This window comes from Phytopseudomonas seleniipraecipitans (assembly GCF_900102335.1).
GTDB classification, from domain to species: Bacteria; Pseudomonadota; Gammaproteobacteria; order Pseudomonadales; family Pseudomonadaceae; genus Aquipseudomonas; species Aquipseudomonas seleniipraecipitans.
Genome location: NZ_FNBM01000001.1, coordinates 324437 through 341316 on the forward strand (window position 1 = coordinate 324437; position 16880 = coordinate 341316).

The 16880-nt window shown below is 60.5% G+C and carries 13 protein-coding genes; 10 read left to right on the forward strand and 3 right to left on the reverse strand.

The window, feature by feature from the left end; translation table 11 throughout:
* From BLS60_RS01515 to BLS60_RS01550, 8 genes are all read left to right on the forward strand, one after another.
* Positions 1-336 (forward strand): ArsR/SmtB family transcription factor, encoded by a 336-nt coding sequence (locus tag BLS60_RS01515; RefSeq protein ID WP_083328638.1) that lies wholly within the window; start codon positions 1-3, stop codon positions 334-336.
* A 166-nt stretch (positions 337-502) separates the two neighbouring features.
* Positions 503-940, forward strand: coding sequence for a hemerythrin domain-containing protein (locus BLS60_RS01520; RefSeq protein ID WP_070881399.1), 438 nt, complete (start codon positions 503-505; stop codon positions 938-940).
* 414 nt (positions 941-1354) lie between these two features.
* Entirely contained in the window at positions 1355-2959 is a 1605-nt protein-coding gene (locus tag BLS60_RS01525; RefSeq protein ID WP_092363856.1) for a histidine kinase famiy protein, read from the forward strand.
* 198 nt (positions 2960-3157) lie between these two features.
* The gene (locus BLS60_RS01530) at positions 3158-3388 is read left to right on the forward strand and encodes a hypothetical protein (protein WP_092363859.1); all 231 of its coding nucleotides are present in this window, start codon (positions 3158-3160) and stop codon (positions 3386-3388) included.
* A gap of 142 nt (positions 3389-3530) precedes the next feature.
* Positions 3531-4070: a thioesterase family protein gene (locus tag BLS60_RS01535; RefSeq protein WP_092363862.1), complete on the forward strand. Its 540-nt coding sequence runs from the start codon at positions 3531-3533 to the stop codon at positions 4068-4070.
* Positions 4071-4488: 418 nt separating this feature from the next.
* Positions 4489-5583, forward strand: a complete 1095-nt coding sequence (locus tag BLS60_RS01540) for a DUF3182 family protein (protein ID WP_092363865.1) — start codon at positions 4489-4491, stop codon at positions 5581-5583.
* Complete coding sequence (locus tag BLS60_RS01545) at positions 5567-6337, forward strand: alpha/beta hydrolase family protein (protein ID WP_092363868.1); 771 nt, start codon at positions 5567-5569, stop codon at positions 6335-6337. The genes BLS60_RS01540 and BLS60_RS01545 overlap by 17 nt, the downstream gene beginning before the upstream one ends.
* A gap of 317 nt (positions 6338-6654) precedes the next feature.
* Positions 6655-10785, forward strand: coding sequence for a CheR family methyltransferase (locus BLS60_RS01550; protein ID WP_092363871.1), 4131 nt, complete (start codon positions 6655-6657; stop codon positions 10783-10785).
* A gap of 194 nt (positions 10786-10979) precedes the next feature.
* Here the strand turns inward: BLS60_RS01550 and BLS60_RS01555 are convergent, their stop codons facing one another.
* Both BLS60_RS01555 and BLS60_RS01560 read right to left on the reverse strand, forming a co-directional pair.
* Positions 10980-11444, reverse strand: coding sequence for a hypothetical protein (locus BLS60_RS01555; protein WP_070881406.1), 465 nt, complete (start codon positions 11442-11444; stop codon positions 10980-10982).
* A gap of 238 nt (positions 11445-11682) precedes the next feature.
* Complete coding sequence (locus BLS60_RS01560; protein WP_070881407.1) at positions 11683-11901, reverse strand: hypothetical protein; 219 nt, start codon at positions 11899-11901, stop codon at positions 11683-11685.
* Positions 11902-12449: 548 nt separating this feature from the next.
* Between BLS60_RS01560 and BLS60_RS01565 the strand changes: the two genes are divergently transcribed.
* Together BLS60_RS01565 and BLS60_RS01570 are read left to right on the forward strand one after the other, a co-directional pair.
* Complete coding sequence (locus BLS60_RS01565; protein ID WP_244153358.1) at positions 12450-15275, forward strand: PAS domain-containing hybrid sensor histidine kinase/response regulator; 2826 nt, start codon at positions 12450-12452, stop codon at positions 15273-15275.
* Positions 15276-15469: 194 nt separating this feature from the next.
* Positions 15470-16126: a hypothetical protein gene (locus BLS60_RS01570; RefSeq protein WP_092363879.1), complete on the forward strand. Its 657-nt coding sequence runs from the start codon at positions 15470-15472 to the stop codon at positions 16124-16126.
* A 91-nt stretch (positions 16127-16217) separates the two neighbouring features.
* Here the strand turns inward: BLS60_RS01570 and BLS60_RS01575 are convergent, their stop codons facing one another.
* Complete coding sequence (locus BLS60_RS01575) at positions 16218-16829, reverse strand: TetR/AcrR family transcriptional regulator (protein WP_244153341.1); 612 nt, start codon at positions 16827-16829, stop codon at positions 16218-16220.
* Positions 16830-16880: the final 51 nt, after the last annotated feature.

Sequence of the window (16880 nt, forward strand, 5' to 3'; positions counted from 1 at the left end):
ATGGCAAATAACGATAGCCCCGTTATCATGTGCAGCATGCGAGCCTTCAAACATCCCGATCCCAGCGACCTGACCCTTGAGCGTCTGCTTTACGCCTTGAGCGATCCGGTGCGCATGGAAATCGTCCGCTGCCTGGCCGGCGTGCCGGAAGCCACCTGCGGTGAGCTGGACGGCGGCCGCCCAAAGTCGAGCATGTCGCACCATTTTCGGGTGTTGCGCGATGCCGGCCTGGTGCACACGCGCAACATCGGCACCACGCACATGAACTCGCTACGGGCCGATGAACTGGACACACGCTTTCCCGGTCTGCTGAGCGCCATTCTGGCGCAGCATTGAGCCGACGGCTTCTTCTGCATCTCGCCAATTGCCTCGGCGGATGGTCGGTCATCAGGCGTGGCGCAGCGCCACTAATTGGTTGAACCACAATTTCGCCGCTTCGGTCAGAACCCTTCAGAGGGCCTCGAAAGGCCACGGACAGCCCGTAATCTGATGAGGAAACTCCATGCAAATTTTCGAAGCCTTGCGAGAAAGCCACGACCGCCAGCGTGAACTGGCCGAAGCGCTGGTCGGCACCCAGGGCGACTCGCCCGAGCGTGCCCAGTATTACAAGGATCTCAAGGAAGAACTGCTGGCCCACGCGCGCGCAGAAGAGCGGTTTTTCTATTCGCCGCTGATGAAGCACGACGCTGGTGTCGACCTGTCTCGTCATGGCGTTGCTGAACACCATGAAATGGACGAGCTGCTGGAGACTCTGGAAGAAACCGACCCGTCCAGCCCGTCGTGGATTGCCACCGCCCGCAAGCTCAAGGACAAGATCTTTCATCACTTGGAAGACGAAGAGCACACCTTCTTCCAGCAGGCCGGAAAGATGCTGACCCAACAGCAGAAAACCTCGTTGGCCACCGACTACGTAAAGGATTACCAGGACGCCCTGAGCTGAGCGGTGCGCCGCTAGCCAAACGCTAGAATGACAAACGCCGTGCAGGTTTTCTGCACGGCGTTTTTTATTGAGGCGTCGCCAGCGCTTGGCTTGAAGGTGCCTGGATTCATGCCTCTGGAGAGGAGGTTGTCGGGGTGTATCCGCTCAGGCTCTCTTCATGCCCGAGCAAGCATTACCCGGTGTGAACGGGTAAGCGCGATCGATGCAAGACAGCTAACCTGCACGTGACGCCGATGATCATGCCGCTCATTGGCGGCGGTCTCTCCAATACCGCAATTGCTGACGGCTGGCGCTCCCCACAAGCACTTGCAAAGTTGTACAGGTTGCTAGACTTGTAGAACTTTCTGATGGCCATTTGCTCGAATTATACAGAGCGGCCGTGTACTGGCTGCGCCCTCTATATAGGTAATGCCGATGTCTACGAGCGGCAAACAGAACTTCCGCGTCGACAACACTTCATCTGGCGACATCACCGGTTCCGGCAAGAACATTTTCTTCGCGGCGGTTGAAACCACGCGGATGCCGATGATCATCACCGACCCGAATCGTGATGATAATCCGATCATCTTTGCCAATAACGCGTTTCTGGAGATGACCGGCTATGACGCCGACGAGATCGTTGGCACCAACTGCCGTTTTCTGCAGGGGCCGGAGACCGATCGTTCGGTGGTTACGCAGGTGCGTGACGCAATCGCCCAGCGCCAGGAAGTCTCGGTCGAGCTGATCAATTACCGCAAGGATGGCTCGACGTTCTGGAATGCGCTGTTCATATCGCCGGTCTACAACGACGCTGGCGAGCTGATCTATTTCTTCGCCTCGCAGCTCGACATCAGCCGTCGCCGCGATGCTGAAGAAGGCCTGCGCCAAGCGCAGAAGATGGAAGCGCTGGGGCAACTTACCGGCGGCATTGCCCACGACTTCAACAACCTGCTGCAGGTGATGATCGGTTATCTCGAAGTGCTTGACCGCACGGTGGCCAAGCCCGAGTACGATCAAGTGCGTATGCAGCGCTGCGTGGGTAACGCACGCAATGCCGCTGACCGCGCCGCCACGCTGACCCAGCAACTGCTGGCATTTTCCCGCAAGCAGAAGCTCGAGGGCCGGGTACTCAACCTCAATGGGCTGATTACCGGCTTTCAGGAGCTGGGCGAACGTACGCTGGGGCGCACCAACATGCGCCTGAAGCTCGATCAGGCGCTGTGGAACTGTCGCATCGACCCAACCCAGGCCGAGGTTGCGTTCCTCAATATCCTGATCAATGCCCGCGATGCGCTGGAAGGGCGCGATCAACCAACGGTGCATATCGAGACCAAGAACGTGCTGGTCGAAGACCTCGGCAGCATGGCATACGACGGTCTGATGCCAGGGCGCTATGTCAGTGTGGCGATTACCGACAACGGTATCGGCATGCCGGAAAGCGTGAGTACGCGGGTGATGGACCCGTTCTTCACCACCAAGGAGGAGGGCAAGGGATCGGGGCTCGGCTTGTCGATGGTCTATGGCTTCGTCAAACAGTCCGGAGGGACCGTACGGATCTACACCGAAGAAGGGGTTGGCACCACGTTGCGCCTGTATTTCCCGGCCGACGACAGCCAGATCGTCCACAACCTGACGAAAGAGCGGCTACACGAGCGCAACGGCACCGAGCGTGTGCTGGTTGTCGAAGACCGTCCCGATGTAGCGGACCTGGCGAAGATGATTCTTGAGGACTATGGCTATATGGCCGAGATCGCCCTGAACGCCCGTGAAGCGCTGCAGATGCTGGAGGTCGCCGATTACGATCTGCTGTTCACTGACCTGATCATGCCCGGCGGCATGAACGGCGTAATGCTCGCCCGCGAAGCCAGACGCCGTAAGCCCGGATTGCGGGTGCTGCTGACCACCGGCTACTCCGAAAGCTCCCTGGAGCGCACCGACGCCGGCGGCAGCGAGTTCGACGTGATATCCAAGCCCTATGTGCCAACCGATCTGATACGCAAGGTGCGCCAGGTGATTGAAGGCCCGACCGGCGTCGGCTGAAGATAGGCCCGCGGCGGGCAGGGCGCACGCAGCTCGCCTCACCTAAACAAGCGAATGACGAGACGAGCGGTCTGAATACAATGCGAACGGATGTGCCTGTATTCGCCTCACAAGGTTATGGACAAATATATAAATAGATTCATCGCGGACACCGGCTGCCAGCTTGACCTTGATAGAGGCCCAACTGGCATATGCTTCATGGCCATGTCTGATGAGGGGCAGTGCATTGGACGCCGCTACCTCAGTACCGCTCAGCTGGCCAACAACTCATTGGTGCAGGCGGTGATGCTCGATTTCATCGCGCAGACCAAGCGTCTGTTAGAGTCCGGTGGCGCGAATATCAGCAGCAATCTGCACCCCTGTGAGAACCATGTTGATGGGGTGGCAGTGCCTACTGCACATCGCGACGGGATCAGTGATCAGATTTGATCCTGAAAAAGTAGAGCGGGGCGCTCGACCGGGCGCGGTGTTCTTTCGCATAAACCCCCTTGAGTAAGGCAGTTCTGCAACTACTTGGCTGGGAAGGGCATTGATACAGTGGATGCCTCTTACTCAATCAGGTACTGGCCCGATGAACCTCTGGTTTCGCCTTCTGCTCATGCTTCTCCGCCGCCCATGGCGTAAGCCGGTCTCTGCGTTCGATACCACGGTTGTGCGCATGCGTGTGTGGCCGCTGGACCTGGACCTCAATCGCCACGTTACCAATGGCCGCTATTTCACCCTTTCCGATGTCGGTCGCATGGACTATGTGCTGCGCAGTGGCGCGTTTCGCGTGGCTCTGCGCCATCGTGCCGTGCCGATTGTTGGCGATGTATGGGGCAAGTTCCGCCGCGAATTGAAGCTGTTTGAAACGTTCGAAATCCATACCCGCATGCTGGGCTGGGATGAAAAATGGAGCTTCATCGAGCACCGTTTCGTGAAGGATGGCCGCGTGCTCGGCATAGTTATCATGCGCGGCCTGTTCCGCAGCTCGAAAGGCACCGTCTCGCCTGCTGAGTTCGCGGTGGAGCTGGGGTTGCCGGAGCAGTCCCCAGCCTTGGCAGATTGGTTGGCCGCCTGGTCTGCCAGTTGTGACCAGTTAAGTGGCCAGCTGCGTGCCGAAGAGCAATAGCGTTTTACCCATGCAGCACGACCGCGCTGCATGTGTAGCAAGCACATCGAGGCGTCTTCTCCCGCTGATTAATCACCGTCTCGCTGCAGATAAGCGAGGCGGTGAGCCTGCCGCTCATCTTGGATCGTGATTGTTACTGGCGTTTCATAACTTCAGACATCGTCCGCAATATGGGTTGGCCTGACAGTACCGCCAGTACATGACGCCGTACCGTTACTCCAAACGGTTGAACTTCATTTCGACGGTTCGCTTCCTAACTTAACGTAAGTAACGCTGGTGCCTGTCGGCGCTTATTCAGTGTGCCTCGCGTCAGCGCTCGCGAACATTGCTTGCGCTATGAGTTATGGACGGTGCATGCCCAGTGTCGTCCCCATTGAATGGGGAAGGCTTTATTCAATCAGGTACTGGACGGTTACCGATGAGCAGAAAAGCAGCTGTTGCATTGATCGCCATGGGCACGCCGGTGCCTGAGCACGATGCGGCAATACAGTACGTGCTGGGCGAGAAGATAGCGGCGTTGCTGGCGATACCGTTTCTCGGCTGGCAGCGCCCAGGTGATCGGCAAGACTGCTATTGGGTGCCCGACGAAACCGTAACGAGCGAGCAGAGCAGGGTCGATCTGGGCATAGCGGATGCGGAGGATTTCTTCGGCGGCGCGGTGCCCCATGCCTTCATGGCGACCAAGGCGATCAGTCACCCCTTGATAGACAAACCGGCGCGAGCGCCCGAGGGATGGTGTGCAGCGTTCCATCAGCGCGTCGCCTCGGCGGTGCTGCAGGGCTACACGGTATTCGACCTACAGGACGCCCAGCGGGCTGCGACATTGCTTCTGCGCGATGGCCCGGTGAGGGTCAAGGCGGTGCGCGGCAAGGCCGGACGAGGCCAGTCGCTGATCACCGACGAAGCGCAGTTGGCCGCCTGCCTGGCCGGCCAGGATGCCGCGGAGGTCGCTCAGTGGGGGCTGGTTATCGAAGAGCACTTGCAGGAGGTGGCGACGTACAGCGTCGGTCAGGTGACCGTCGCGGGCATCACCGCCAGCTACTTCGGTACCCAGCGGTTGACCGAAGATGACGACCACCAGGAGGTGTACGGCGGCTCGGCACTGACTGTGGTGCGTGGCGATTATCAGGCGCTGCAGTTGCTGCCGCTCGACGCCGCGGCGCGCCAGGCCATCAGCCAGGCACAGCGTTACGAGCAGGCGGCGCTGGCGTGCTTCGGGTTGATCGCCTCTCGGCGTAATTACGATATCGCCCAGGGGCTCGGTGCTGATGGTCGCCCGCGCTCCGGTGTGCTTGAACAATCCTGGCGCCTTGGCGGCGCCAGCGCAGCCGAGCTGTTCGCTGTGCAGGCGCTACTGGGCGACCCGCAACTGCACAGCCTGCGCGCCAGTACCTATGAATCTTTTGGCGACGATGCCCCTGACGGCGCGCACCTGCTGCAGCGATGCCAGGTGAAGCCCCACGGCACGCTCAGCCGGTATGTAAAGGTGGAAACCGATGCCCGCGCACAGTGAAGTCATCACCATCGCAGTCGATAACGAACGTATTGCCGGCACGCTGATGTCCCCGGAGCGCAAAGTGCCGGGCGTGCTGTTCGTGCATGGCTGGGGCGGTAGTCAGCAGCGCGATCTGGCCCGTGCCAAGGGCATTGCCGGGTTCGGCTGCGTGTGCCTGACGTTCGATATGCGTGGCCATGAAAACACCGCCGCCAGCCGGCAGATGGTGTCACGCGAGCATAGCCTGGCGGACATCGTTGCGGCCTACGACAAGCTGGCGAGCCAGCCTGGCATTGATCCCGACAAGATCGCAGTGATCGGCACCAGTTATGGCGGTTACCTGTCGGCGATTCTCACCGAGCTGCGTCCGGTTCGCTGGCTGGGCCTGCGTGTTCCGGCACTCTACTGGGACGAAGAGTGGGACCGGCCCAAGCAGGCACTGGACCGGGCCGGCCTGGCAGATTATCGACGTACCGCCATGGGGCCGTTCGAGAACCGCGCGCTCAATTGTTGTTCACGATTCAACGGTGATGTGTTGTTGGTGGAGTCGGAGTTCGATGACTTCGTGCCGCACACGACATTGATGAACTATCGCGCTTCGTTTGATCAGGCACACTCGCTCACGCACCGCATCATGAAAGGTGCCGATCACGCATTGAGCGAAGACAGCGATCAAAAAGCGTATACATCGATTCTGACTAGTTGGTTGAGCGAGATGATTATCGGCGCGCGTACTGCCGAGTATCCGTATTACTCGCCTTATTATTCATGAGTACATGATTTTTTGAGAAGTTATGCAAAAAGTTGGGCTGTACAACATTATTTAAAGGCTAAATGTAGTGCTGTTTTGATATCGCGCTAAGCGTAACTTGGCGCCGGGTAAAGTTGGCGTTTAGTGGCGCCGTACCCCGCGCCAATGCTCATTGAGTGTGATAAAGTCGACACACTTGATCCCGCGCAATGATGCAGTCTCCGCTGCCTATTCGGTGTAAAAAAGACGGCAAAGAAGTTCGCTGATAGCTGCCATCAATCAGGTAAACGTGGTCCACCCTGGATTCCTCCTCTCAGGACAAAAAATTAGGACGATTGATGAGCAAGCCCACTCGATCCAAAAGCAGCTCAGTAGCGCCAGTCGAGCCCAGTCATTTGAAGTTTCCCATCGTTGGCGTAGGCGCGTCTGCGGGTGGCTTGCCTGCGTTGTTGCGCTTGTTCGAACAGATGCCCAGTAAAAACGGCATGGCGTTCGTGGTGGTGATGCACCTGTCGCCGACCCATGAAAGCAACGCCGACAGCATCTTGCAGAAAGTCACCAAGATGAAGGTGCGACAGGTCACTACGCCGGTGCCCATTGAGCAGAATTGTATTTACCTGATATCGCCGGCCATGCAGTTGACCATGAGCGATGGCCATCTGCGCGTGACGGAAGTGGGCACGACGCAGCCTCGGCATATCGCCATCGATCTGTTCATGCGCACCTTGGGTGATGCGCACCAGGAGCGCGCCATCAGCGTGATTCTCACCGGCAGTGGCAGCGATGGTTCGGCCGGCCTGGTGCGAGTGAAGGAACAGGGCGGCGTGACCATTGCGCAAGCCCCTGACGATGCCGAATACGACAGCATGCCGCGTAGCGCAATTGCGACTGGTCAGGTGGATTTCGTGCTGCCGCTCTCGGACATACCGCAGAAGATACTGGAACTGTGGGAAACCATGCGTAGCATCCAGCTGCCGTCGGATGCCGACTTACAGGCGCCGATCCAGGGCATCCAGGACCCGCAACAGGCTAGTGCTGCCGAGGCGGCACTCAAGGACATTCTGACCATTCTGCGTACGCGCACCGGTCACGACTTCAAGCATTACAAGCGGGCCACGGTGCTGCGGCGTATCGAGCGGCGCATGCAGGTCAATCGACTCAGCGATCTGCCGGCTTATCGCACATTTCTGCAGGAACACAGCGACGAACCCAAGAAACTGCTCGACGACATGCTGATCGGGGTGACCAACTTCTTTCGCGATCGTGAGGCCTTCGAGGCACTGGAGCGCGACATCATTCCCCGCCTGTTCGATATTCCCTGCGACAGCGAGAACGGCGTGCGGGTATGGAGCGCCGGTTGCTCGACGGGCGAGGAAGCCTATTCCATGGCCATGCTGCTGGCCGACCAGATCGAATACAGCCAGCGCGATTGCAAGTACCAAGTGTTCGCCACCGACATTGACGAGCACTCGATTGCTGCCGGCCGTATCGGCCTGTACCCCGAAGCGTTGCTGCCGGACGTTTCGCCGCCGCGCTTGCGCCAGTATTTCACCAAGGAGCAGTCGCGCTACCGGGTGAAGAAGGAGATCCGCGAGCGGGTGCTGTTCGCCATGCACAACCTGCTGCGCGACCCGCCGTTTTCCAAGCTGCAGCTGATTTCCTGTCGCAACCTGCTGATCTATCTGGACCGTGAAGTGCAGATGCAGATTCTGCAAATGTTCCACTTTGCGCTGTTGCCCGGTGGCTATTTGTTTCTCGGCAGCTCCGAGTCGGCCGACATCTGCCTGGAGCTGTTCACCCCCGTCGACAAGAAGAACCGCATCTACCGGGCCAAGCCCGGCGCTGCGCAGATTCGCCCCAGCACGCCGATGCCGTTCGAGTCCTACACGACGTCGCAGCGTGCCAGCCCTGGCATTGCCCCGGAGCGTCGCAAGATATCCTTCGCCGACCTGCACCAGCGGGTGTTGGAGCAGTACGCGCCGCCCAGCGTGATCGTCAATCACGAATCCAACATCGTGCATATGTCCGATCAGGCCGGGCGCTTCCTGCGTTATGTCGGCGGTGAGCCGTCGCACAATCTGCTGTCGCTGATCCATCCGTCATTACGCCTGGAGTTGCGCACCGCCCTGTTCCAGGCGTTCCACACCGGCAAAAGCGTCGAGGCGCGCCGGGTGCACCACAGCCGTGGCGAGCGCAGCTATTACATCAACATGATCGCCCGGCCGTTCCGTGACATGGATGCCGACTTTGCCCTGGTGCTGTTCGACGAAGTCGAAGAAACCATGAGCAACGACGCCGCCTCCCCGCAGAAGGAAGCCAAGGATAGCGTGCTGTCGCAGCTGGAAAGCGAGCTGCAGAGCACCAAGGAACAGTTGCAGGCAACGGTTGAGCAGGCGGAAACCTCGACCGAGGAGCTGAAGGCCTCCAACGAAGAATTGCAGGCCATCAACGAGGAGCTGCGTTCGACCACCGAGGAGCTGGAAACCAGCAAGGAAGAGTTGCAATCGATCAACGAAGAGCTGATCACCGTCAACCAGGAGCTCAAGTCCAAGGTCGAGGAAACCGGCAAGATCAACGATGACCTGCAGAATTTCATTGCCTCGACCGACATCGCCACGGTGTTCGTCGACCGCCACATGCGCATCAAGTCGTTTACGCCGCGGGCGACCGAGATCTTCAGCATCATCAATTCGGATACCGGGCGTTCGCTGCTCGACATCACCCATCGCCTCGATTATTCCGATATGGCCGACGATGCGGCGACCGCCTTCGAGTCGCTGCGGGTCATCGAGCGTGAAGTACCAAGCTCCGACGGGCGCTGGTACATCACCCGCATGCTGCCGTACCGCACCACCGACAACCTCATCGATGGCGCGGTATTGACGTTCATCGACATCACCCAGCGCCGCCTCGCCGAAGATAAAGTACGCGAAGGCGAGGAGCGCCTGCGCCTGGCCGCGGAAACCACTCAGGACTACATCATCATCACCATGGACCCCAAGGGCCAGGTGACCGGCTGGAACCTGGGCGCCGAACGCACCTACGGCTACAGCGAAGCCGAAGTGCTGGGGCTTTCGGCCGATCTCATCCTCAGTGAGGAGGATCGCCGCGGCGAGGTTCTCGCCCGTGAACTGCAGATCGCCTCGCGAGAAGGGCGCGCCGAGGACGACCGCTGGCACGTGCGCAAGGACGGCTCGCAGTTCTTCTGCAGCAGTGTCACCACCAGCCTGGCCAACGGTGGCTCGCATGGGTATGCGCGAATTGGCCGCGACATCACCGACAAGAAGCGTCGTGAGGCCGAGCAGGAGAACCTGCTGGTGGAAAACCAGGCCAACGACAAACTCAAGGATGAGTTCTTCGCCATGATGTCCCACGAGCTCAAGCACCCGCTCAACCTGATCCAGCTCAATGCCGAGTTGATGTCACGCTTGTCGGTGGTGAAGACCCAGGCTATCGCGGCCAGAGCCGTGGACACCATCCTCGCCTCGATTCGCAGCCAGGCGCGGATCATCGACGACCTGCTCGACCTGTCACGCATCAACACCGGTAAATTCAAGCTCAACCACGCGCCGGTGATGCTGCAGCCGTGCATCGAAGAAATTGTCGGTGTGCTGCAGGCCGAGGCCACCGAGCGCGACATCGTCATCGAAATGCACATGCCGCCGGCCTGCAACGATCCGCTGGTAGCGGACGCCGATCCGATCCGTGTTGAACAGATCATCTGGAACCTGCTGAACAACGCGATGAAATTCAGCGATGACGGCGGGGTCATGCATGTCGGCCTCAGCCAGGACGGCGATTACGTGAAGTTCTTCGTGCAGGATCAGGGCGAAGGTATTCCAGCGCAATCGCTGTCGAAGATCTTCGACCTGTTTGGCCAGGTGCCCGAACACCGCCGCTCGGCCCGCAAGAACGGCCTGGGTATCGGCCTGGCGTTGGTCAAGGAGCTGGTCGACGCGCATCAGGGCCGCATCGAGGTGGTGTCTCCTGGCGTGGGTCTCGGCACGACCTTCAGCGTGTGGCTGCCGCTGTATCAGATGGAAGGTGAACCACTGCTTCTCGAGGACATCACCGACGGGGTGTTTACCGACCTGAGTGTGCTTATCGTTGATGATTCGGCGGAAATCTGCACGATCATGGAGGCCCTGCTGGAGATGGAAGGCGCCGCCGTCACCGTCGCTGACAGCGGTGCGGCAGCCTTGGCCCTTTTGGAACACAAGGCCTTCGATCTGATCCTCTCCGACATCGGCATGCCGGTGATGGACGGCCACGAGCTCATGCGTGCCGTGCGCAGTCTGCCCCAGCACGCTAGAACGGCGGCCGTGGCGTTGACCGGTTACGGCGGCGCAAGCGATATCGACAAGGCCTACGAGGCGGGTTTCAACGCCCACGTGAGCAAGCCGGTGTCTCTCGATGCGTTGGAAAAGCTGCTGGTAAAGCTGGACCTGCGCAAGGGCAAGACCTCGTAAGCCCGGGGCAGGGGCGCTTGCGGGGATGGAAACAGCAGCCGCCCAGTATCTTGCGGGCAGCCTTTTGGTACTCGCTGCCGGTAGTGGGCTGCTATCAGCAGGCGTTGGCTTGGGTGGTGTTGCGGGTTGGCGCCGTTTTCCGGCGCCTCGCTGCGTAAGCGCAGCGGCCGCTTGGCTGAGGACGTGGCCTGCTGTCAGTTACCGGGGCGCTGCTTGGTGGAGTCCAGCTCTGACTTGGCGGCGGTGGTGAGTTCGGTGATCTGCGCAGACTTGGCAATGGCGTAGTCGAAGGTGTCCTGCATCTTGGCGATCGCCTCGGTTGGCGTACCCTTCAGCCCGCCTTCGGCTGCCCAGTCGAAATTCCACACGCCCGACAGGTCGTCGGCACCCGCCACATCATGGGTTTCGATCGCGGTGAATACATCCGGGTGGCGCTGCATGTACTTGGCCGCCTCGATGACTTCACCAGGCACCTTGCCGGAAGTGTCGTTGGCCAGCTGCGTGATCTCGCGCCCGGTGATCGCCGATTTGCCGTTCTGGCGCAGGTAATCGGCGATGGTCTTGCTGGACTTGGCGATATCGAGCTTGGCATCGAATGCCGTACTCGGTGAGTGCTGTGTGCTCGGATTGCCGCCAGTGGGTGATACGGTCGTGGACATCGGCTGCTCCCTCAGTGGATGCATGTGGCGCGTGGATGTTGCCTTCCTGGCGAACGTTAGCAGCAAGCAAATGGCCAGTGCGCAGCGCCTTCACAGCAATTCGCAACTTCTTGAAGATTTCACGGCGTTTCACAAGGCGGGGTGCGTTGCCGGGGAAGCAGGCAGGCAATTTCGTGTGGCGAGGACGTCTGGGGTCGGGCGGCTATTGGAGCTGCATAGCCGCACCGCGCACATCAGGTCAAAGGCGTGGGGCGCTTTTCACCGTCGACAGCGCGCGTTCCAGCGCCTCGTGCGGGGTGGAGGCCTGAGGTTGCTCGACGTGGTTGTACTTGCTGTTGTCGAGAATCAGCATCTGCGCGTGCTTGGCCAGCTTGTCGACGTCATAACCCAAGTCGATACATGCACCCAAAACAGCCAACATGGCCTGTTCCAGCACCATCTCACTATGCGTCGCCATATCTGTACCTCGGTCATGGCCTGTAGCCGGCCGGAAGAAGATCGATGTATCTGCTGCTACTGGTGAGGTATGACTGTGCGGGAGGCATAAGGATTCCGCTGATATGAGCCCGCAAAGCGCTTCGCCGATGAAACGACATGCCCGCGCTGTGTAAAGTGCGCTACGGCTGTTTTTCAGGGGCCTCATGAGCGTGTCGCCGATGGGCTGTGCGAGAATCGCGCGAACGGCTGTCGATATCATCGCGTTGGCAGCCAGCGCCGCATCCTGTGCAGCGCAAGGTGCGATTCATGGGGCATTCAATGCCCACGAGCAGGGTCCTGTCAGGCATCTGGTTCGAGCGGTGGCAAGCCCGAAGTGCAAGGCGTCGCGTAGCAGATCAGCGTTGGAGTAGCAGGAAGACCATGGATAAGTGTGAGGCAGAACTGAAAAATCTCGATCGGGACGCGCTCGAAGCCGAAGTCGTCCGCTTACGGTCGACGCTCGCGGGCATCGATGCGGCTGATGCCTCGGGCGAACTCGCATTGCATGCTTTTGACGCTTCTCCAGTGATGCCGACCAGCCGAGACGCACAGGCCAGGAAAGCAGCGCGTCAGCGCGCGATATTCGAGAGCGACATCGACTTCGCCATCATCCTCAGCGACCCAGCCGGGGTCATCACCGACTGGAATGCCGGTGCTACTTATGTGATGGGCTGGACTGCAGAAGAAGCCTGTGGGCAGAGCTCGGCGTTTTTCTTTACGCCGGCAGACCGAGCCAATGGGTGGGTCGAGCGTGAAATGCACCAGGCCTTGCAAAACGGTCGGGCCTCGGATGAGCGCTGGCACCTGCGCAAGGACGGCCGCCAGTTCTGGGCCTCTGGCGATACAACGCCGCTTTACGGTGACGACAACCTGCACCTGGGCTTCATGAAGATCGTCCGCGATCGCACCAGGGAGCACCTGGCAGATCAAGCCATCGAGGAAACCAAGGAGCGCTACCGACTGGCGGCCAAGGCCACCAACGATGCGATATGGGACTGGGACCTGGCCGGCAACCACGTGCTCTGGAACGAAGCGCTCGAAGAGGCTTACGGTTATCCCGTGGCGAGTACGGAAACCAGTGGTGACTGGTGGATGGCGCAGATTCACCCCGATGACCGGGCGCGTGTCAGCGCGTCGATCCATGCGGTTATCGACGAAAAGGGCAGCGACTGGACCGACGGCTATCGCTTCAGGCGCGCCGACGGCACATACGCCGAAGTGCTTGATCGCGGCCACGTGATTCGTAACGCCAAGGGCCGAGCCGTGCGGATGATCGGCGCCATGCTCGACCTGACCACGATGCGCAGCGCCGAGACCGCACTGCGCGAAAGCGAGGAGCGCTTCCGGACCATTCTGGAAACCATCGAGTCCGCGTTTGCCATCGTGCAGGTCAAGTTCGATGCCGACGACGTACCGGTGGACTACCAGTTTGTCGAGGTGAACCCCGCATTCGAGCGGCAGACCGGCGTGGATTTGCGCGGCAAGTGGGTCACCGAATTTGCGCCGAACCTGGAGAAATTCTGGTTCGAGGTGTACGGGCACGTGGCCAAGACCGGTGAACCGGCCAACTTCGAAAACTACGCCGAGGCGTTCCAGCGCTGGTTCGATGTGCGCGCGGTGCGTGTCGGCGCGCCCGAGGACCGCAGAATCGGGATCTTTTTCAACGACGTGACCGAAAGGCGCAACGCTGAAGATCGCCTGCGCGTCAGTGAGCGGATCGCTCGCGAGAATATCGAGCGCGTGCAGCTTGCCTTGGCGGCGGGCGCGATCATCGGTACCTGGCACTGGGACATGCAGGCCGATCTATTTTCTGTCGATGAAGCGTTCACGACCGCGTTTGGGCTCGATCCAGCGCTCGCCGAGCAAAGGCTCAGCCTCGAGCAGGTGGTCGTCAACGTTCACCCTGACGACCGGGACGAGTTGACCCGGAAAATCAACGAGGTCGCCGATCGCGGCGGTGCCTTCGCCCATCAGTATCGGGTACGGCGCGCCGACGGCAAGTATTACTGGATCGAGGCGAACGGGCGCGTCGACCATGCGGCGGATGGCACGCCGCAGAACTTTCCGGGCGTGTTGATCGATGTTGAGGAACGGCGCGCGGTGGAGGCGGAACGCGACCGTGCCATCAGCGCCCTGCGCACGCTCAATGAAACCCTCGAACAGCGCGTGGTGGAGCGGACCGATGAGCTGATGCAGGCAGAGGAAAAGCTGCGTCAGTCGCAGAAAATGGAAGCGGTCGGCCAGCTGACCGGCGGCCTGGCGCACGATTTCAACAACCTGCTGGCCGGCATTTCCGGCTCCCTGGAGATGATGGGCATTCGAATCGCCCAGGGGCGGTTGAACGATATCGACAAGTACATGACGGCCGCCCAAGGTGCCGCCAAGCGCGCGGCGGCGCTGACCCATCGCCTGCTGGCGTTCTCTCGGCGGCAGACACTGGATCCGCAGCCCATCGACGTCAACCGGCTGATGACCGGCATGACCGAGCTGATCCAGCGCACGGTCGGGCCGAGCATCGTGCTCGAGACGGTCGGTGCAGCGGATGTCTGGGTCGCGCTGGCCGACGCCAGCCAACTCGAGAACGCCCTGCTGAATCTATGCATCAATGCACGTGATGCCATGGCCGATGGCGGCCGTATCACCATAGAAACCGCTAACCGCTGCATGGACCGCGGGACCGCCCGCACCCACGATCTGCCGGAAGGCCAATACCTGTCGCTGAGTGTCACTGACACCGGTAGCGGGATGACGCCCGAGGTGATCGCCAAGGCGTTCGATCCGTTCTTCACGACTAAACCTATTGGGCAGGGCACCGGCCTCGGCCTGTCGATGATCTATGGCTTCGCCAAGCAATCCGGTGGGCAGGTGCGCATCCAATCCGGGGTAGGGCAGGGCACCACCGTGTGCATCTACTTGCCGCGCTATCACGGTGAGCCGATCGAGGACCGCAGTGAGGTCGACAGCAAGTCGCCGCTGCCGCTGGAAACCGGCGAAACGATCCTGATCGTCGATGACGAATCGACCGTGCGCATGCTGCTGTCAGATGTGCTCAGCGAGTTGGGTTACACCGTTCTCGAAGCAGCCGACAGTGTTGCCGGGCTGAAAATCCTGCGCTCCAACGTGCACCTCGATCTGCTGATCAGCGATGTCGGGCTGCCGGGTGGCATGAACGGGCGGCAGATGGCCGATGCCGGGCGCGAGATTCGCCCGAGTCTGAAGACCCTGTTCATCACTGGCTACGCGGAAAAGGCGGCTATCGGCAATGGTCAGCTCGGGCCCGGCATGCAGGTGCTGACCAAACCGTTTGCGGTCGACATACTGGTGGCTCGCGTGCAGGAATTGATGAAGTCATAGGGCCGGGCAGCGGCAGAACCAGGTGCTGACCAGGCGCTGCGAGCGCTGTTCATCACGGGCAGCCATGAGGCCGTAACGGCTGCCGCCAGCGCCCCGGCACGTGCTGGCCCAGGGTTCGAATGATGACCATCGCCGGCGCATATCGAGTAGCCTTGCAGCTCTTTTGGGTTGGATCGGTTGGTAGGAGTCGAGCATTGAGTCACAAAAGCAAAGCGATCATCTGGGGCAGCATGGGTTTGAGCCTGCTGTTGCTGGTTGTCGTGCTTCGTTTGTTTTTCGTATGGGCCACCACGCTTCCGCTGGACGTACCGGTGCGTCTCGACAAGGGCGACACCCTGGATCTGCCGGTCAAGGTGCGAACACTGGAGTTCGATACGCTGGCTGTGGTGTTCTCCACCGGTGAGCTGCCGCTGTTCACGGTGCGCAAGCTGTCCGGCGGGCCGATCTGGGAAAACGAGCAATGGGTGGAGTATCCGCCCGCACCCATGACCCTGGCCTGGAAGCTGCTGACTCCGGGTGGTGAGCTGCTGTCCGAAGGGCAGAGCGATGTCGGCAAGGAATTGATCAGCTATGGCAGTGACGAGATCACCCGTGCCGTGACACGTATACCCATGCAGCCTGGCGATTATCGGCTGCAGGTGACGGTGCTGAACCCGGATGCCCGCTTTGGCGAGGTCGCCACACGGCTGGTGTTCGTGGCGGAAGGCAGGGGCAAGACCTGGCAATCAGGCGTCGCCTGGTGGGGCTCGGTGCTCTCCGGCGTGCTGCTGATCCCGCTAATCCTCATCTGCGCGCTGCTCACCCTGCATCACTACACGCGCTGGCGTTACGGGGCCCCGACGGCGGATTGAACGCGAGCGAGGCGCTTTCGGCTTGCCCGGGCGGGTAACCTCAAGCAGGCGAGCGGGCAGCTCGCCGCGCCTTCGGCTGGTGCAGTGATCGTCAGCTCTCGGCGTCGCTCAGGACGCCGCGAATGAGCGAGGTGAAGGCTCTGATGGCCTCGGATTCGCTTACGCTGCCCCTGACATTGGCGGCCGATAGGCTTTCTCCGGCACCTACCAGCCCCAGGCAACGGTGCTCGAGTTCCAGGCGGGGTATCCGGCAATACGGCTCGAGTACGGTCAGGAACATCTGAACGCTGTTATCCAGCAACTCCTGGAAAACCAGCGCCTTTTCTTCGCTGCCTGCCAAGGCAGCGCCCACCGCATGGAACTCCCCCTCGGTGTCGCTGGCGCAACGGATGTAGGCCGCGGCCAGCACCTCAATGGTTTCTTCCCGGCTGGCGCCGCTGGTCACCAGCGCCTGGCCGAACGCGTTCACCACTTGCGTATCCAGCCACCGATACAGCGCGATCAGTAACCCCGAACGGGTGTCGAAATGATCATACGCAACCGGCTTGGAGACGCCGGCCCGTACCGCCAGATGGCCCAGTGTGAGCTGATCGGCACCTTCCTCGCGAACGATAAGCCGCGCTGTGTCAAGCAGTTGCTCGCGTCGCTCGTCCCGCGTTAGCCGGCGCCGCCCACCGCTATCTGCACGCTCGGTAACCTTCACTTCGTCGGACTCCCGTTGAAAAACTACCAATAGTAACTTACGTTGAATTTA